This window comes from Fonticella tunisiensis, assembly GCF_004364155.1.
Lineage (GTDB): Bacteria > Bacillota > Clostridia > Clostridiales > Caloramatoraceae > Fonticella > Fonticella tunisiensis.
The window spans coordinates 1-18,348 of sequence record NZ_SOAZ01000020.1; the positions used below are offsets into that span (position 1 = coordinate 1).

General features: G+C 37.5%; 15 protein-coding genes and 1 tRNA gene. 10 read left to right on the top strand and 6 right to left on the bottom strand.

All coding sequences use genetic code 11. The features are described 5' to 3' along the window. Positions 1 to 16 precede the first annotated feature (16 nt). Positions 17 to 91, top strand: a tRNA-Asn gene (locus EDD71_RS10820). A 730-nt stretch (positions 92 to 821) separates the two neighbouring features. Then, positions 822 to 1,109, top strand: coding sequence for a Dabb family protein (locus tag EDD71_RS10825; RefSeq protein WP_133628758.1), 288 nt, complete (start codon positions 822 to 824; stop codon positions 1,107 to 1,109). A 67-nt stretch (positions 1,110 to 1,176) separates the two neighbouring features. Here EDD71_RS10825 and EDD71_RS10830 read toward each other — a convergent pair whose 3' ends face one another. Further along, positions 1,177 to 1,803 carry a DNA-3-methyladenine glycosylase gene (locus EDD71_RS10830; RefSeq protein WP_133628759.1) on the bottom strand — a complete coding sequence of 209 codons (627 nt, stop codon included), beginning with the start codon at positions 1,801 to 1,803 and terminating at the stop codon, positions 1,177 to 1,179. Positions 1,804 to 2,041: 238 nt separating this feature from the next. On the opposite strand from EDD71_RS10830, the gene EDD71_RS10835 reads away from it, so the two are divergent. The 3 genes from EDD71_RS10835 to EDD71_RS10845 all read left to right on the top strand — a co-directional run bounded on the left by EDD71_RS10835 (position 2,042) and on the right by EDD71_RS10845 (position 6,003). Beyond that, positions 2,042 to 2,695, top strand: coding sequence for a hypothetical protein (locus tag EDD71_RS10835; protein ID WP_133628760.1), 654 nt, complete (start codon positions 2,042 to 2,044; stop codon positions 2,693 to 2,695). Between the two features lie 334 nt (positions 2,696 to 3,029). Continuing rightward, complete coding sequence (locus tag EDD71_RS10840) at positions 3,030 to 3,857, top strand: CPBP family intramembrane glutamic endopeptidase (protein ID WP_133628761.1); 828 nt, start codon at positions 3,030 to 3,032, stop codon at positions 3,855 to 3,857. A gap of 223 nt (positions 3,858 to 4,080) precedes the next feature. Then, entirely contained in the window at positions 4,081 to 6,003 is a 1,923-nt protein-coding gene (locus tag EDD71_RS10845; protein WP_133628762.1) for a vitamin B12-dependent ribonucleotide reductase, read from the top strand. Between the two features lie 544 nt (positions 6,004 to 6,547). On the opposite strand, the gene EDD71_RS10850 is transcribed toward EDD71_RS10845, so the two are convergent. From EDD71_RS10850 to EDD71_RS10865, 4 genes are all read right to left on the bottom strand, one after another. Then, complete coding sequence (locus tag EDD71_RS10850; protein WP_341472339.1) at positions 6,548 to 7,915, bottom strand: RsmF rRNA methyltransferase first C-terminal domain-containing protein; 1,368 nt, start codon at positions 7,913 to 7,915, stop codon at positions 6,548 to 6,550. A 182-nt stretch (positions 7,916 to 8,097) separates the two neighbouring features. Further along, entirely contained in the window at positions 8,098 to 8,478 is a 381-nt protein-coding gene (locus EDD71_RS10855; protein ID WP_133628763.1) for a hypothetical protein, read from the bottom strand. An 11-nt stretch (positions 8,479 to 8,489) separates the two neighbouring features. After that, positions 8,490 to 9,284, bottom strand: a complete 795-nt coding sequence (locus EDD71_RS10860; RefSeq protein ID WP_133628764.1) for a protein-glutamine gamma-glutamyltransferase — start codon at positions 9,282 to 9,284, stop codon at positions 8,490 to 8,492. Beyond that, on the bottom strand, positions 9,281 to 10,282 hold the full coding sequence (locus EDD71_RS10865) for a hypothetical protein (protein WP_133628765.1): 1,002 nt from the start codon (positions 10,280 to 10,282) through the stop codon (positions 9,281 to 9,283). The genes EDD71_RS10860 and EDD71_RS10865 overlap by 4 nt, the downstream gene beginning before the upstream one ends. A 206-nt stretch (positions 10,283 to 10,488) precedes the next feature. Between EDD71_RS10865 and EDD71_RS10870 the strand changes: the two genes are divergently transcribed. The 3 genes from EDD71_RS10870 to EDD71_RS10880 are packed head-to-tail and all read left to right on the top strand — an operon-like array spanning position 10,489 to position 14,957. Then, a complete protein-coding gene (locus EDD71_RS10870) occupies positions 10,489 to 12,411 on the top strand; it encodes a PrkA family serine protein kinase (protein ID WP_133628766.1) in 1,923 nt (640 codons plus the stop codon). Between the two features lie 4 nt (positions 12,412 to 12,415). Further along, entirely contained in the window at positions 12,416 to 13,585 is a 1,170-nt protein-coding gene (yhbH, locus tag EDD71_RS10875) for a sporulation protein YhbH (protein ID WP_133628802.1), read from the top strand. 4 nt (positions 13,586 to 13,589) lie between these two features. Next, positions 13,590 to 14,957 carry a SpoVR family protein gene (locus EDD71_RS10880; RefSeq protein WP_133628767.1) on the top strand — a complete coding sequence of 456 codons (1,368 nt, stop codon included), beginning with the start codon at positions 13,590 to 13,592 and terminating at the stop codon, positions 14,955 to 14,957. A 307-nt stretch (positions 14,958 to 15,264) separates the two neighbouring features. Here EDD71_RS10880 and EDD71_RS10885 read toward each other — a convergent pair whose 3' ends face one another. Beyond that, positions 15,265 to 15,810, bottom strand: coding sequence for an RIO2 family protein (locus EDD71_RS10885; protein ID WP_341472340.1), 546 nt, complete (start codon positions 15,808 to 15,810; stop codon positions 15,265 to 15,267). A 388-nt stretch (positions 15,811 to 16,198) separates the two neighbouring features. Here EDD71_RS10885 and EDD71_RS10890 point away from each other — a divergent pair, with 388 nt between their 5' ends. Beyond that, complete coding sequence (locus EDD71_RS10890) at positions 16,199 to 17,089, top strand: phosphate ABC transporter substrate-binding protein (protein WP_133628768.1); 891 nt, start codon at positions 16,199 to 16,201, stop codon at positions 17,087 to 17,089. Positions 17,090 to 17,489: 400 nt separating this feature from the next. Further along, complete coding sequence (locus tag EDD71_RS10895) at positions 17,490 to 18,341, top strand: phosphate ABC transporter substrate-binding protein (protein WP_133628804.1); 852 nt, start codon at positions 17,490 to 17,492, stop codon at positions 18,339 to 18,341. The last annotated feature ends 7 nt before the right edge of the window (positions 18,342 to 18,348 follow it).

Genomic DNA, 18,348 nt, shown 5'->3' on the forward strand with positions numbered 1-18,348 from the left:
AATAAATCTTTATCGTTCCATGGTAGCTCAATGGTGGAGCATCCGGCTGTTAACCGGAGGGTTGGAGGTTCGAGTCCTCTCCATGGAGCCATTTTTATTTTTTTGAATACAATGTTGTCGCAAACCGGCAGTTCAACGGTCGGATTGGATGTTAGGTCCTCTCCATGGAGCCATTTTATTTTTTGAATGCAATGTTGTCGCAAGCCGGCCGTTCAACGGTCGGGTTGGAGGCTTAGGTGCTCTCCATGGAGCCAATTTTATTTTTTGAAACAATAGTGTCGCAAGCCGGCCGTTCAACGGTCGGGTTGGAGGCTTAGGTCCTCTCCATGGAGCCATTTTATTTTTTGCATATAAATGTCGTAATTAGTTTGACAATATCCTGCTTTTTCTGCTAAGAAAGCGGAGATAAAAAATATATGAAATTCACATAAAGCGAGCATCTAGAAGTTCTAGGCGAAGGGATGCAGAGAAATCCTAGAACTTTCGTGACTTAAGCAAGGCGAGTTTAATGAAAGTTCTTGATTTTTCAAATACCGAGCCTTAGAACTTCTTTGCTAGGCGCACTGGTGAATGAAATATATTTTTTATCGCAGCGTTCTTTGAAAGCGAAAACCAGCATGACGAGTTGGCTTAGGAATGAAATTTTTACAAACTTTAGAAGCATAGATTAGATGCGATGTTGTTGCAAGCCAGCCGTTCAACAGTCGGTCTGGAGTTTAGGTCCTCTCTATGGGGCCTTTTTTATTTTTTGTACGTTTGTTTGTTTCCTTGAAACATATAGTATAATAAATATATGGAAAATAATATGAAGAGGTGGTCGCATGTTAACTCACGTTGTGCTCTTTAAACTGAAGGATAGAAGCCCCGAAACTTTAAACAAAGTTAAGGAGCTTTTAATGAACCTTGAGGGAAAAATACCACAGCTTAAGTACATAGAGGTAGGAATTGACATACTTCATTCTGAAAGATCCTATGATATTTCATTAATTACCAGATTTGATTCCCTTGAGGATATGCAGGCTTATCAGGTGCATCCTGCACATGTTGAGGTTTTGAACTTCCTGTCAACAGTTAGAGAATCTTCAGTGGCAGTTGATTATAATTCATAGAGTTAAATTTAACGCTATGGGTGCAATAGGCTTCAATGAAAAAGCCCCTGGATAGAAGGCCTTCCTTCTATTCATGGGGCTTTGACACATACATGTTTCCCTTTATATAAAACCTCCATAGATAGTCCCGGGCTTCCTCAGCATAGTCTATATTTATTCTTGGTGAACGGGCTATTGTAAAGTTCTCATTAAACTCGGGTTCCATTATATAGAGCCTATCTCCTAACAGGTCGTCGCCGTTGTTGTCCCTTGTGATTCCCATTGCACTGCACAGTTTCCCGGGGCCGTTTGTGAGATTTTTAATCTGGAATTTTGTAAGATCATTATAATCCTTTTTAAACCTGTTTCTAGCCATTTCTTCAATGCCCTTTACAGGTTCAACAGCCCTTATTAAAACCCCATGTGGAACATCCTTTTTAGCGGTTATTACATTCATGCAGTAGTACATTCCATAAATTATATACACATATGCGTATCCTCCAGGGCCATACATAACTTCATTTCTTTCTGTTCTCCTGTTGTTATATGAATGGGCTGCCTTATCATGGGGTCCCATATATGCTTCAACTTCAACGATTTTTCCTACAAGCTCCTTTCCATCAACGACGTGAATCAGATATTTGCCAAGAAGATCCGGTGCCACCTCGAGGCTGGCTCTCATATAAAATTCACGGGGAAGTTTATTCAATGTCATCACCTCGTATTGTTGTTTGATAAGTTCACCTGTTGGCTAGTTCATTATCTCTCCAAACATATTTTTAGCGCAGCATTTTCTAAAGCTAAAATCAGCACATTTAATTAAATTATACTATTATTATAATCGCTTCACATCATATATATAATCACTGACAAAGCCATAAAACAGGTATTAAGAATTGAAATAAGTAGAAAACTAACATATGAAAATTTGAAAAACTAAGGAAGGTGAAGGTATGAAGATAAAAAGATTTTTTTATACTTTCCTTTGTCTTGTAGTCTTAATATCGTTTTTCGACTTTTTGGGATATGAAGATCGTTTATCGGCCCATGCAGCCTCCGAGGATATGATAATTGTAAACGGTATAACATATGTAACAGGCGGAAATGACTGCAATCTTGAGGTTATAAAAGCAGGAAAGCTTATGGCTACATTAACGGGAGGCGTTAAAGTCTATGAAATAGTGGGCCAGGAGGATCACAAATGGGTTTTAGTTAAGGGGGGCAATTTTTTAAACAGGGTTTTCAGAAGGGAGGATATATCACCTGTTAACTTCAGGACTATGCCGATAGAGGAAATACAGACATTAAGGGCAAAATCATCAAATGGAATACTTGCATCCACCAGAGATAGGGGGATTATAGAAGAGCTTATGAACAGCAGTGGAAGGTCAATTCATATAACAACACCTTATCCTGACACTGCAAACTACAAAATAAGGCTAATATCCCCTCATCTTAAGGGCATTTCATGTTATGTAGAGGCTGAGATTAATCGGAACGGAGAAGTATATATCATATATAGAAGCTCGGGCATAAAAGGAGATGAATATGTTAAGGCCGGACCAAAGGTTACTGGTTGGATAAAGAGTATAAAAACGGTACGATAAAAAACGTTTCATTCATCAACGGGCCTGTAGAGGGGAGTTCTAGAGGCTGGCTGACAAGGCAAGTACCTTTGTGTAACTCCCTTCGTTAAAACACCACAAAGGTCACCTGGCCTTCCTAACTACTAACCTCTAAGAATTTTCCACTGCTTACTAAACGTGAATTTCATATATTTTTTATCTCCGCTTATTTATACATAAAAAACCAACACAACAAGTTATTTATATTTTGATAAAATATATGTTATAGTATGGTATGAAGTATTATCAAGTGGCTTTTTACAGAAATTTTTAGGACATGCCTTTAACCTAATTTTCATATTCAGGAGGATTTTGAATGAAGAAATATGTTTTAAAGCCTTTAAAGCTTCTGGCCTTTCTTACATTATTTACACTGGCTGAATTTTTAGCACAACCAATTGTTCAATTAAGTGCAGATATAATTAACAACGATTATTTGACGGATTTGATAAAAATAATCTTAGAAACCCTTGCAGCTGTGCTTATTGTAAAGGTTTTTTTATGGAAGAAGAGCTTCAGAGAAATAGGACTTTACTTGAAAGTCAATAAAAACATACTTTACATGGCTATTGGAGGGCTTATTTCAGGCTTGGCTGGTATCCTTATAATATTGGCCGCAGGAGGCTTTACCTTTGATAGATTCATATGGAATAAGCTCTTCCTGGAGGATATAATTCCTGCTCTCATAATGGGAATACTGCATTCAATGGGAATAGCAATAACTGAAGGAATAGTAATAAGAGGATATGTATATAAGCTGTTAGATCTTAAAAACATCTATCTGGGAGTTATACTGGCTTCTCTCGTTTATGTGCTTATAAATATATTGAATATATTAACACTGGGATTTAATATACTGCCTATTTTAGGATACTTCCTCTTTACAGTTCTTTTATCTCTGATTTTTATTTTAACAGGCAATCTAATGTACAGTATAGTTTTCCATGGAGCATGGTACTTTGCAAATATGTATATATTCTCCCCCCTATCTGCCCAGACCTATGGAGTTATAATGTTAAACCCTACGGATAAAATTCTATTAAACGGTGGAGAATTTGGCATTATGGGAAGTGCAGTCTTTATACTTATAATGTTCATAGCCGATATCTTGCTTTTTGTAAAAATAAAAGGCAAAAAGAATTGATTTTCTGCCTATATTTTATGAATATATGTTCAACAACTATTTTCGATTAAGCAAAAAAACTGTTATTATTGATAAGGCGGAGAAGGATGAAGAATTCTAAAATAAAATTTATCCTATATCCAATTTTGCTGTTATTTAGTTTTGCAGTATAATTTTAAAGATGATACAATATATTGTATTAGTAGATAAATTATAGCACTAAATATAGATAGGAGAGATAGATATGGAGTTTAGTCAAAATGCAATAAGGGTTCTTGAAAAGAGATATCTGGCGAAGGATGAGAAGGGCAAACTTATTGAAACTCCTGAAGATATGCTTAAAAGAGTTGCAAATACCATTGCTAAGGTAGATAGCATTTATGATAAAAATGCCGATGTGAAGGCAACCGAGAAGAAGTTTTACGATATGATGGCATCCCTGAGGTTTATACCAAACTCGCCTACACTTATGAACGCTGGAAGGCCCCTTGGACAGCTTTCGGCATGCTTCGTTCTGCCTGTTGAAGATTCGATGGAGGGGATTTTTGATTCCATTAAAAATGCTGCACTTATCCATAAATCAGGCGGAGGAACAGGTTTTAGCTTTTCAAGGCTGAGGCCAAAGGGTTCAACTGTAAGGACAACAGGTGGAGTTGCATCCGGTCCTGTTAGCTTTATGAAGGTTTTCAATGCTGCAACAGAGGCTGTAAAACAGGGTGGAACAAGACGCGGTGCCAATATGGCAATACTTAGGGTTGACCATCCGGATATACTTGAGTTTATAAAGTGCAAAGAAGATAACAGAGAAATAACTAACTTCAATATAAGCGTTGCAATAACTGAAAAGTTTATGGAGGCGGTACATAGGAATGAAAATTATGATTTAGTAGATCCACACACCAATGAAGTTAAAGGAAGCCTAAATGCCAGGGAAGTGTATAATCTTATAGTAAAGATGGCATGGACAAATGGGGAACCGGGAATAGTTTTTTTAGATAGAATAAACAGAGATAACCCAACCCCACACCTTGGTGAGATTGAAAGTACTAACCCGTGTGGTGAGCAGCCCCTTCTTCCATATGAAAGCTGCAATCTCGGGTCGATTAATCTTGTTAAAATGCTTAAGAAAAACGGAAGCAGATATGAGATAGATTTTGAGCTTCTTGAAAAAACCGTGTACGATGCAGTGCACTTCCTTGATAACGTTATAGACGCAAACCATTACCCCCTTCCCGAGATAGACAGGATGACAAAGGCTACAAGGAAGATAGGGCTTGGAATAATGGGCTTTGCTGATATGCTTATAATGCTTGGAATACCATACAACTCAGAAGAAGCCGTTGAGCTTGCGGATAAGATAATGGGCTTTATAAACAGAAAGTCAAAGGAGGCCTCAAGGAAACTTGCAAAGGTTAGAGGAGCCTTCCCCGAATTTGAAAGAAGCATATATGGTGGCGGTGAGCCAATTAGAAATTCTACAACCACAACCATAGCTCCAACAGGAACTATAAGTATAATCGCTGGCGTTTCTTCAGGAATAGAACCCTTGTTTGCAGTTGCCTTTGTTAGAAACGTAATGGATAACGATAGGCTCGTTGAAGTTCATCCATATTTTGAAAAGGTTTTGAAGGATAGAGGGCTTTACTCGGAGGAGCTTATGATGAAGGTTGCAAAGTATGGAACTCCTTCCTATATAAGCGAAATACCATCGGATATAAAGAGGATATTTGTAACTGCCCACGACGTCGATCCTATCTGGCACATAAAGATGCAGGCGGCCTTCCAAAAGCACGTTGATAATGCAGTATCAAAGACTGTAAACTTTAGAAACGAGGCCACCGTTGAAGAGGTTAAGGAAGTATATGACCTTGCCTACAGCCTTGGCTGCAAAGGAGTAACAATATACAGGGACGGAAGCAGGGATGGACAGGTATTAAGCGTTGGAACGGAGGTTAAGGAAGCTCCCCAAGAGGACAAAAAGGTTGAAGTCAGGAAGATTAGAAATGATGAAGAAACTGCTGTAGAAACTGTAGAGGACATAGAAGACCTTATCCCCGTTCCACAATCACAGAAGAAGCAGATTACATGTCCTGAGTGTGGAAACATAATAACCCATCAGGACGGTTGCGTAATCTGCCCCAACTGTGGATTCTCCAAGTGCGGCTAAAATACACATTTAAAAAGATAGTAACTCCTTTTGCAAGGGGTTACTATTATTTTTTAAGAATATATTAATTAACTCGATGTGCTAGATAAATTTACAGATCGACTCTTAGCCTCTGAACTAGCTATACATGAAACAAAATTCGCCACAATATTATGAAAACAGTTTCTAGATTAATCTGTTGTTTCAGTTCAAAAACTAAAGCGGAGATAAAAATATATGCAGGCCGCATTTTAGCAAGCAATTAGAAGTTCTTGGCACATAGGATGAAGCAGAGCCTTAGAAGGGTTCGTGGTGTTTGAGCGAGAGCAAGTTCATAAGCCTACTTAGGCTGTGCGAATCCGGTGCCATAGAACTTCTTTGCGAAGCGTAGCAGCGGCTGAAATATATTTTTTATCGCAGCGCCAGTCTGTAGATATTTTCTGCATTTTTTTCAACGGACTTTTCAGAGTAGTAGCACAACAAGTTAATTAGTGTGGATATATGGAAAGTAATAAATACTTAATATGTAATAATACGGTAGAAAAAGCACTGTAATAAACCTAATCTAAACCCACCTTAAGCCCTTTGGATAATGATTCTTCAAAGTTCCACTAACAGCCTTTCCCCATCCAAGGGAGTACCCATCGACGTTTACAAGGTTCCACCCATCGCTACACTGAAGCTTAATGGACTCACCCTTAAGGTATAAAAGGGTTTCTTTGGAGGAGGAATCAAGGAAAACATTGTTTTTTGCCTCTGAGGCTTTAAGGCTGAGTGCAAGGGCATGGGAAGGCTCAAATCTGTTTTTCTTTATTGTACCAAGATGCAGCCCGGGCCTTACAACCCTTAATCCATCAAGGGAAAGCATTTCCTCTGGAACTATGTAAAGGTTATCTCCAAATATAATAAACTCCCCTTCGGGAACAATATTTAGATATTTATTGGCAAAATCATAATAATCCTTTAAATATTGTTTATCCACTTGCTTTCTTTTTACCTTAGGCTTAGGACTATCTTCTCCATCGGTTTTTCTAAGGACTGCTATAAAATGGCCTTCTCCCCTTAATTTATGGGGCCAAAGTCTAATGCTTCTACGAAGTTTTGGATTCCTGCTATCACTCCACTCAGGCCTTCCGGATTCAAATCCTGTGTATGGGTGTACCTCTTGAATTGAAAATTCACTATGCTTTTTTAAAAACTTTTCTATGGTTTTCTCATTTTCCTCAGGTGAGAAGGTGCAGGTGGAATAAAGAAGGATACCTCCAGGCATTAGCATTTCAGCAGCACTATCTAAAATTTCATCCTGCCTTATGGCGCAGTGAAGTACGTTTTCAAGGCTCCATTCCTTAACAGCTGTTTCGTCCTTTCGGAACATACCTTCACCTGAACAGGGTGCATCCACTAAAATTCTGTGAAAATATCCCTTAAACCTTTGTGCAAGCCTTCCGGGGCTTTCATTGGTTACAACACAGTTTTTAATGCCCATTCTCTCGATATTCTGGGAAAGCACTCTGGCCCTTGATTGGTTTATTTCGTTTGAAAGAAGGAAGCCCTGGCCTTGAAGTTTAGAGGCTATGTGGGTTGATTTTCCTCCTGGGGCGGCGCACAGGTCAAGAACCCTCTCTCCCGGCTGAGGGGCAAGAAGAGTTCCTGCCGCCATAGCACTTGGCTCCTGTATGTAGTATAGGCCGCATTCATGATGGGGATGCTTCCCAGGCCTGTCATCTTCGGCGTAGTAAAAACCTTCCTCAGCCCATGGAATCCCTTCTAAATTAAATGGGGTTATTTTAAGGAAATCATCTATATTGATTTTTAAAGTGTTTATCCTTAATCCATAGCTTCTAGGAGAGTCGTAGCTTTTAATAAATTCGTCATATTCCTCACCGAGAAGTTCCTTCATTTTATTTGTAAAATCATGGGGAAGTTTGATCAATATATCACCTCACTAATTCTTCTATGATAAAGACACATAAGCACTATAAAGATTATAACACTTATATTATATTCTTCCAGCATTTCCAAAGCAGACATCATTATTTTTAGCATAGGAGAACTCTTTACTTTTCTATTCACCATTCCTGTAAAAATATTGTTCCTGTTAACTTTTGGTGCTTATCAAGAATCTTTTATATTTCCTTCGCCAGCATAAAAGATTCCAGGATTCACTCTATGTTTCCTGCAGCAATATCCTTTGTCTTCATTTTTTATGGCATATAATAGCAAATCCACTTCCATCCATGGAAGTAGAACTATATTATTACTTCGAAGAAGCAAGATAAAGTAATATATGAAATTCAAATTGAGGGAGCAAGTTGGAGTTTTTGGTGAGTGGATAGCTGAAAAGCCAAAACAGAGTCCGTAGTGTTTAAGCAAAGCGAGTTTTAAAAGTTCGCTTGGCTTGTCAGCTATCCCGGGCCTTAGAACTTCTTTGCAAAACGTACTGGTGAATGAAATGTATTTTTTATCGCAGCGCCGATCTATAAATTTATCTGGCACAACAAGTTAACCTAAGTGATTTTGTAGTTTCTTTTCAAAAGCCGTGAAGAAAAACTATAAAACTTATCAGCAAGATATTTAAAGTCCGGCCTGCCTGCTAAATCCATTAAATAGGCTGATATTTGTGCATCATTCTTTCTGAGCTTGTTTAGTATGTCTATTATTTTTTCAGCTGTTTTTATCCCTATTCCATGGCCGTAATAGGTTCCATCACCAAGATCAATTGCATTTTCTCCCTGCCATTCGGGATGAACTGGATCCACAGCCGGGTTTTTAAAATATCTTCTATCTCCTGGCAAATAGTCCTCTTCCTTTTCCATATAGCCTATATTGCCGAGATCCCTATCTATATGTTGCCAATCCATTAAATATATCTCAGAAAACAAGTCATTGAAAAGTTCCTCAGGGAATATATTAAGAAGTGCCTTATAATAAACGATAACCATAGCTGTGGCGCACTCGGTGGCGTATTTTGAAGCATTTATATAGATATCTTTAATGGCATGGGAGGGTTTTACGCCTTTCTTTAATAAAAAACCTCCTTCATCGGTTCGTTCCCAATAATCAGGGTTGCATCTGGATTTACGGAAAACCGCAAAGGCAAAATTCGTTCCATTAAGCTCCCTTGATGCATTGATAATATTTACCCGAAGGTTTAATTCAAATTTCAGCTCCTTAAGGGATTTATAGTTATATGTGCTGCTGCTCGACGATAATATCGATATAATTTTCCTCTCAATGCTGTTTTGGGGATATTGATTTAAAACGTCGTTGGAATTAATGGGGCTGCCTGAAATTTTAATCATTCTAATCCTCCAATTCTAGTTCTGGCAATTTTTATTTGTTCCGACAGGGGATAGTGAATCCACATGTTCCACCAGTATAAATTTTGATGATTTAACAGAACGGAGCAGTTTGCAAGGAGCATCCTGATGTCATCGTTCAGCTTGTTGAAGTTATCAAGAAGTCTTTGCTCTTCCTCCGTTACAGGTGCTATCGGCTTGCCATTATCCAGACATATGGATTTGCAGAGATATTTTGCTTCCAAGCTCAACTTATAGGGGGTTGGTCTGCTGGTTTGATGGAAATTTTCCCCCGTAAAATATAAAAAGGGGCCGTTTTCTCTAATCCATCTAATGCAGAAAGAGTACTGTTTCTCATTATCAGCTCTCATTTCATATGCCATATCTGGAATAAAGCTTAAAAGTCTATGGGACAGTTTAACATCCTTTATATCTCTTGAGTGCAGGTAATTTGCGATGAGGCTTAAGCTATATGGGTCACGGCATTGGAAAAAAGCCCATACAAGATCGTAAAAATAATGCCCTTTTCTGTTGCGCTTAAAGATCATATCTGAAATAATGGGTAAAGCTGATTTGTCCCTGTATTCAGTAGTTAAAATCGCTGAAACAATATCCAGGACTTCATCGTATTCGTCACCTATGTCAAAATCCATAAAACCTGTTTCGAGCATCCATTTAAGAACGGGATAATTTCTTTTCCTGTATTCTGATTTAAGAACTTTAGTATTGGAGTTTTCTTTAAGCAGTATTTCATTTGTAATCTGTAAAGCGATTTGATTTCGCAGGCTTAAATTATTGAAGAGATTTGACTTTTCAATTTCAGGTGAAAGCAAAAACAGGGAAGGGAAATGAAGGTTTTCGTGATTGATTAAACTTAGAGCATCATTTGCATTGTCCTTAATCAATCGGTTAAAAATGGACTTCAATTCTTCAGTTCCATCCATAATTCTTATTCTGTCTAAGAAGCTGAAGTTATTTGAGTTTAAATTACCGCTATTCACATACTATCTCCTTTCATGCTTGTTACTGAAGGAAACGGAGTCCTATCAGACTAATATATAATATTACTGTTTTGGTTTTGGTGTTAAAAATAATCATGTTATAAACTATCTACAGCATATTATATTAATAACATTACGAATGCTTTAAATCTATTCCTGCACGCAGGTTGGTTATCCAGGAAAATTATTTTAAATGGAGGTGCCTTATGGATTTTAGGGAAATAATTCAGAGGGACAGAGAAAGGCAGAACAAAGGTAAATTTGAAGGCACATTTTTAGAATATCTTGAGCTTGTGAAAAAGAATCCGGATATAGTAAAACTTGCTCATAAAAGGGTTCACGATATAATCCTTCAAAGGGGGGGTGAGGTTTTAAAGCCTGAGGAAAATCAGAGGGTTAGAAAGATATACGGAAACGAGGTCATAAAAAGGTATAACTTTTTTAAGGATGATTTCTTCGGCATAGATAAGGTGCTTATGAAAATCGTAAACTATTTCCATTCTGCATCTATGAAGGGGGAGGAATCAAGGCAGGTGCTTTATCTTGTTGGGCCTGTAGGTGCAGGTAAATCCTCCCTGGTAGAGGCACTTAAAAAAGCGCTGGAACAGTCTGAACCTATATATGCCATCAAGGGATGTCCCATGAGGGAAGAACCACTTCACTTGATTCCAAAGCATCTTAGGAAGGACTTTGAGAAAATGCTTGGAGTTGAAATTGAGGGGGATTTATGTCCCGTTTGCAGGTATAGGCTTTTAAATGATTATAATGGCCAGTATGAAAATTTCCCGGTTGTTACAACTGATTTTTCAATAAGGTCAAGAAAGGGAATAGGAGTTGTGCCTCCGGTTGATCCAAACAATCAGGATACCTCAATTCTTACAGGGTCTATAGACATATCTAAAATGGATATGTATCCGGAAGATGATCCTCGAATTTTTTCACTTAACGGAGCATTCAATGTAGGCAATAGAGGAATTGTTGAATTTATAGAGGTATTTAAAAACGATGTAGAGTATCTTCATACAATAATAACTGCAACCCAGGAAAAATCGATTCCATCTCCGGGAAAAGGTTCTATGATATATTTTGATGGAGTAATCATCGCACACTCCAATGAAGCTGAATGGAACAAGTTTAAGTCAGATCATACAAACGAAGCAATTCTTGATAGAATTGTAAAAATCGAGGTTCCCTACTGTCTTGAACTAAACGAAGAGATAAAGATATATGAAAAAATATTGAAGAAGAGCAATTTCAAAGCCCATATAGCTCCCCATACCATAGAGGTAGCATCTATGTTTGCAATCCTTACAAGGCTTGCGCCGTCAGGCAAGGCAGATCCAATGACCAAGTTAAAAATATATAACGGCGAAGAAATTGTAGAAAAGGGCAGCACCAGAAAGATAGATATTATGGAATTGAGGGAAGAAGCTGGTATAAGGGAGGGTATGACAGGAATTTCTACAAGGTTTATCATAAAGGCCATAGATAATGCCCTTTCAAATTCAGAGTTTGAATGCATAAATCCATTGAGCATTATGGAAAGCATTATAAAATCTGTTAAGGAGCTTGATATTGGAGAAGATGAGAGGAAGAGGTATCTTGGATTTGTGCAGGATACAATAAGAAAGGAATACAATAAAATTCTCGAAAAGGAAATTACGAAGGCCTTCATCTATGGCTATAGGGAACAGGCAGAGAGTTTGTTTAACAATTACCTTGATCATGCGGAGGCCTATGTGAATAAGACAAAGCTAAAGGACAAGTATACAGGGGAAGAGCTTCAACCCGACGAAAAGTTTATGCGTTCAATTGAGGAGCATATAGGAATATCTGAAGGCTCTGCAAAGGGATTTAGGACAGATGTTACCTCCTATATGTTCTATGTTATAAGAAATGGAGGAAAGATAGACTATACCTCCTATGAGCCCCTTAAGGAGGCTATAGAGAAAAAGCTCATAGCTTCGGTAAAGGATTTATCCAGGGTAGTTACAAAATCAAGGGTAAGGGATAAGGAACAGGAGGAGAAGTATAACGCCATGGTTGAACAGATGAAGAGCAACGGATACTGTGAACATTGCTGCGATGTTGTATTAAAGTATGCTGCCAACAACTTATGGAAGGATTGATATTATGGCGATATTTAAAGAGCATAATTCAAATCCTGTAGAGCATGATAGATCCATAGAGGATAGGAGAAGGCATCACAAGCTTGTAGAAAGGGCTATTAAGGAAAACCTCGGTGATATTTTATCTGAAGAAAGCATCATAGGGGAAGGAAATGATAAAAAGATAAAAATTCCTATAAGGGGTCTTAAGGAATATCAATTCATTTATGGGAAAAACTCGCCGGGTGTAGGAAGGGGGGATGGAACGGAAAGAAGAGGAGATATAGTTGGGGAGGATAAAAGCGGAAAGGGACAGGGCAGCCAGGGGGCAGGAAATGAAGAAGGGGAGGATATATATGAAACCGAGATAACGATAGAGGATGTGTTAAACTACCTTATGGAGGATCTTGCCCTTCCCTACATGAGTAAAAGCAGATTTTCTGAAATACTTACTGAAAACAGTAAAAAAAAGTCAGGGTATCAGAAACATGGTATAAACCCAAGGCTTGCAAAGAAGAGGACTGTTATTGAAAAGATAAAGAGGAAGCAGAGCATGAAAAGGACACTCAGGGAAATTAAAAAGCCCGATAAAATAGAAAGATTCCCATTTAAGGAGGATGATTTAAGATACTACAGGGCTAAAAAGACTTATAAAAGAGAATCCAATGCAGCAATAATATGTGTAATGGACGTATCAGGTTCCATGGATAATACGAAAAAATATTTAGCCCGCTCATTCTTCTTCGTTCTTTCAAGATTTATCAGAATGAAGTACAACAGCATCGAAGTGGCCTTTGTTTCCCATACTACCATCGGAAAGGAAGTAAATGAAAACGAATTTTTCCACAGGGGTGAATCCGGTGGTACATATATCTCAAGTGGATTAAATAAGGCACTGGAGATAATCGATAAAAGATATAATCCGGCACACTGGAACGTTTATACCTTCTATGTAAGCGACGGCGAAAATTGGGCCGAGGACAATGAAAAGGCAATACAGGCTTCAAAGAAGCTTTGTGAGATATGTAATATGTTTGGTTATGCAGAGATTTTGCCGGGAACGTATTCCATGATAAAGAACAGGATGGTTAGTGAAATTAATTACACCAATTTTATAGCTGTAACAATAAACGAGAAAAAGGAGCTCTGGACAGCCCTTAAAACCATGCTTAAAAAAGAACTGAGCGGGGAGTGATTGTGTGGATTATACTATAAGGGATCTTGAAAGATGGAGCGAGCGTATAGAAGATGTTGCAAGGGATGTGGGACTTGATTTCTACGATCAGGAGTTTGAAATAATAAACTACAGAGATATGATAGCCTATGAGGCATATGTAGGAATGCCCTCAAGGTACCCCCACTGGAGCTTTGGAAAGGCATATGAAAAAACCAGAACCCTTTATAAATTTAATCTTACGGGACTTCCTTATGAGATGGTAATAAATTCTAATCCCTGTCTGGCATACCTTATGAATGAGAATACTCTGCTTATTCAGATTTTAACCATTGCCCATGTTTATGGCCATAATGACTTTTTTAAGAATAACAGGCTGTTCAGGGAAGGTATCTGCGCAGATTATACCATAGGGATGTTTAAAACCCATGCAGATATAATAAGAAGCTATGCAAACGATCCAAGCATAGGTTATGAAAGCGTAGAGGGAGTAATAGATTCAGCACATGCCATAAAGATTCAAACTTCAAGGGTGGTTGGAGAAAAAAGGCTAAGTTATGAAACTATGAAACGAAATATTTTAGAAGATTATAAGAAAAAAAGTGAAAGGTATAACATCCTGGAACCCTATACAAAGCCTGAACCTCCGAAGATCGATAAAGTTCCCCTGGAGCCTGAAGAAGATCTTTTATACTTTATTATTGAGTATGGTGATCTGAAGGAATGGGAGAAAAATGTACTTGAAATAGTAAGGAAAGAGACCCAATATTTCATACCTCAAATAGAAACAAAGATAATGAACGAGGGATGGGCGAGCTACTGGCACTACAATATACTTAAAAAGCTCGAACTCCCGGAATATCTCAATATGGAGTTCATTAAACGCCATAACGATGTTATTGCTCAGTGGTCGGGAAGTTTAAACCCATATTTCCTGGGATTTAAAGTGTTTGAAGATATTCATAAAAGGTATGGAAAGGATAAGATATTTGAGGTTAGAAGCATTGAGAGGGATGAATCCTTTATAAGAAGGTATTTAACTGAGGAACTTTGTATGGAGCTTAACTTGTTTAGTTATGTTAAACAGGGAAAGAACTACGTTATTGAGGATATATCGGATGAAGCAGGATGGAAGAATATAAGAAATATTCTTGCCAGCTCCTGTGGCATGGGTATGGTGCCCTATATAAGGGTAATTGATATGTCAAGAAAGGATAAAACCCTCATACTTGAGCATGTTTATGATGGAAGAGAATTAAACATGGACTACGCAGAGTCCACTTTAAAACATATTGTCGATTTGTGGGGGCATACAGTAATACTTAAAACTAAACTTGGTGGAAGGGAGATTAAAATAGTGTGTGATGAATACAGGAAAATATCACATATTTAAGACGTTTATAGAGGAGCCGATGCTCCTTTTTTGTTTTTAGCTGATATAAAGGTTTAACTCCCATTTATATCCGCGATAAAAAAGTTAAGTAAAGCAGAACTTGTATTATGTAGGGCTGTCTGTTTAACAAATGAAGCTCAATTTCAGTAGAGGACTTTTTTCTATTGTTAAAATGAAGAAGTATAAGGATATGTAACACTACTTTTCGCTGCAAAAAATATTGAATACAGCCATGCACTTATTCTAAAGCATTGGATTGAAAAGAAATTAAATGAAATAGGTTAGCGAAAAGCTAACCTATTTTGTTTTATAAAATCTGTTTGTTATGTTTCCACAACTCATATAAAGAAGGCCTTAGCATTTTAACATGGCTTAAAAATATATCCTTGTAACCTAGCTTATCGAGTTCCTCCATCATAATCTTAGGATATACAACGGTCTTTTTCATCATCCTTGCAGTATCAATCATTCTGAGGCTTCCATCCTTGGTTAAAAAAATATGAAATAAAATCGCATCGCACCTTTTATAACCAACTTCAACCATCGCCTCATAAAGCCTTACCATTTTTTCCGAAAGGTCAAGGGTTAAAGGGTTTTCCTTAAGATATTTGTCAAGTTCTATACCGTCGACATATTCCCTTACTATAAAATTCTTGCCCCAGGAAAAAATTCTGGGAAAGTGGGGATTTCCCTGTGCCATATTAAGAGTATCAACTTCCTGCTTACAGATTTTTTCGCTTTCAAATATCTTTATGCATTTATTATCGTCTATTTTATATACGCTTCCCTGCATGCCCTTTCCAATGAATTTAAGTTTTGTTATGTCGTATTCTCCATATTTTTTTATAATCATCATCCCCTTTGAAACAACTATATTATAAAATATGTGACAAATGCTGATTTGGTAATTAACTTGTTGTGCCAGTTTCAATTTAAGCTTATAAGCCAAACAACCAAAAGTTTCAGGATTTTTCTGCATCCCTTCGCCTAGAACTTCTTTGTGAAGCGTACTGATGAATGAAATATATTTTTTATCTTAGCGCCGGTCTATAAATTTATCTAGCACAACAAGTTAATTCATTAAACACTTAAATTAAAGACTAGTTTAAATGTTTAACGCAAACTTAATAAAACATAATAATGTGTAAAATTGGTTTAACCTTCGGACAATACTGCCTTAATATTGGGGCTGTAATATATAGGTGTAGGGAAAATAAAATTAAAAAACGGAGGTTTTTTAAATGAAAAGAAAAAAGACAACCCTTATAGTTTTAGGTCTTATGCTATCCCTTATGTTAGGATTATTCGCTGGGTGTTCCAAGGGTGAAGCAACCTCGAAGCAATCAGAAAATAACAACTTATCAGGAACAATTACAGCAGCAGGTTCAACAGCCCTTCAACCACTTGTGGAGGCAGCAGCTGCGGAATTTAAAAAGAAAAATCCAGAGGCCACAGTCAACGTTCAGGGCGGTGGCTCAGGAACAGGTCTTACTCAGGTAGCTCAGGGTGCTGTAGAAATAGGTAATTCAGATATATATGCAAATGAAAAGTCAGGTATAGATGCAGCGGCGCTTGTTGACCATAAGGTTGCGGTTGTAGGATTTGCAGTGGTTGCAAATGAAAAGGTTAAAATTGACAATTTAACCAGGGATCAGCTTGTAAAGATATTTACTGGAGAAATAAAGAACTGGAAAGAAGTCGGTGGTGATGATAAGAATATAATTGTAATAAACAGACCAAAGTCATCGGGAACAAGGGCAACCTTCAAGAAATATGCCCTCGATAACAAGGAAGAAGTTGAAGGTGTGGCACTAACGCAGGATTCAAGCGGTGCAGTACACAAGACAATTGCAGAAACAGATGGATCAATAGGTTATTTAGCATTATCATATCTAACAAGTGATGATGCTAAGAAGGGACTTAAAATGCTTAAGCTTGATGGAGTAGAAGCAAATAAGGAGAACATAACATCTGGAAAATATCCAATCTGGTCCTATGAGCATATGTATACAAAGGGTGAGCCAACAGGACTTACAAAGGCATTCCTTGAATATATGACAAGTGATGAGGTTAAGCCAATAATTGAAAGACTTGGATATATTCCAACAGCAGATATGAAGGTATCAAGATAATAATATGGAAGGGCTGCTCTATGCGGCTCTATTTTAATTTGTTATGATAGTTTTTTATAAACAAGAGGAGATAAAAATATATAAAATTCATATTTAGCGAGCAATAGGAATTTTTCTGTAACTTCACTGCACAAACCTATTGGTGAATGAAATATATTTTTTATCGCAGCGTCGTTATATATATATTTTCTGCTTTTATTCCAATGGGCTTTTCAGAGTAGCGCAACGAATTAATTTATTTAGTAATTATATAAATATTAAGAACATGGAGAACATAATGTAAAATTTAACTTAACATAAGGATAATATTCTTTTAATATTGGCATTATAAAATTAAAAATGAATGACTGTATAAATCGAATGGAGGTCGATTTTTTTGAAAAGAAGCACAAGGCTTTTAATGTTTTTTTTGATAAGCACAATGATTTCAGGCTTTTTTATTGGATGTGCCAAGGAAGAGGCACCTCAGGGAGGAGCAACTTCAGGTACCATAACAGCAGCTGGTTCAACAGCCCTTCAGCCACTCGTAGAACAGGCGGCAGCAGAGTTTAAGAAGAAGTATCCAGACGCAACGGTAAACGTTCAGGGGGGAGGATCAGGAACAGGTCTTACACAGGTTGCGCAGGGAGCCGTTGAAATAGGCAACTCGGATATATATGCTAATGAAAAGTCGGGAATAGATGCGGCAGCCCTTGTAGACCACAAGGTAGCAGTAGTAGGATTTGCGGTGGTTACAAACCCAAATGTTAAGGTTGATAATTTAACAAAGGATCAGCTTATAAAGATATTTACAGGACAGATAACAAACTGGAAAGAAGTTGGAGGACAGGACTTGGCGATACAGGTAATAAACAGACCAAAATCATCAGGAACAAGGGCAACATTTAAGAAATATGCCCTTGATAATAAGGAAGAGATAGAGGGCAAGGCCTTAACACAGGATTCAAACGGAGCAGTAAAGCAGGCTATACAGCAAACAGAAGGTGCGGTAGGATACCTTGCGCTATCATACCTTTCAACAGAGGAAGGAAGAAAGGGGCTTAATATATTAAAGCTTGACGGAGTAGAAGCAAATAAGGAGAACATAACATCTGGAAAATATCCAATCTGGTCCTATGAGCATATGTATACAAAGGGTGAGCCATCAGGACTTACAAAGACATTCCTTGATTTTATGGCAAGCGATGAAGTTAAGCCAATAATTGAAAAGCTTGGATATATTCCAACAACAGATATGAAGGTCTCAAGATAATTTTAAA

Bases quoted from the DNA above. Each gene is read 5' to 3' on its own strand.
- EDD71_RS10860 (WP_133628764.1), bottom strand. From the start codon at position 9,284: ATGATTAAAATTTCAGGCAGCCCCATTAATTCCAACGACGTTTTAAAT.
- EDD71_RS10845 (WP_133628762.1), top strand. From the start codon at position 4,081: ATGGAGTTTAGTCAAAATGCAATAAGGGTTCTTGAAAAGAGATATCTG.
- EDD71_RS10885 (WP_341472340.1), bottom strand. From the start codon at position 15,810: ATGATTATAAAAAAATATGGAGAATACGACATAACAAAACTTAAATTC.
- EDD71_RS10895 (WP_133628804.1), top strand. From the start codon at position 17,490: ATGTTTTTTTTGATAAGCACAATGATTTCAGGCTTTTTTATTGGATGT.
- EDD71_RS10840 (WP_133628761.1), top strand. From the start codon at position 3,030: ATGAAGAAATATGTTTTAAAGCCTTTAAAGCTTCTGGCCTTTCTTACA.
- EDD71_RS10830 (WP_133628759.1), bottom strand. From the start codon at position 1,803: ATGACATTGAATAAACTTCCCCGTGAATTTTATATGAGAGCCAGCCTC.
- EDD71_RS10870 (WP_133628766.1), top strand. From the start codon at position 10,489: ATGGATTTTAGGGAAATAATTCAGAGGGACAGAGAAAGGCAGAACAAA.
- EDD71_RS10825 (WP_133628758.1), top strand. From the start codon at position 822: ATGTTAACTCACGTTGTGCTCTTTAAACTGAAGGATAGAAGCCCCGAA.
- EDD71_RS10890 (WP_133628768.1), top strand. From the start codon at position 16,199: ATGAAAAGAAAAAAGACAACCCTTATAGTTTTAGGTCTTATGCTATCC.
- EDD71_RS10835 (WP_133628760.1), top strand. From the start codon at position 2,042: ATGAAGATAAAAAGATTTTTTTATACTTTCCTTTGTCTTGTAGTCTTA.
- yhbH (WP_133628802.1), top strand. From the start codon at position 12,416: ATGGCGATATTTAAAGAGCATAATTCAAATCCTGTAGAGCATGATAGA.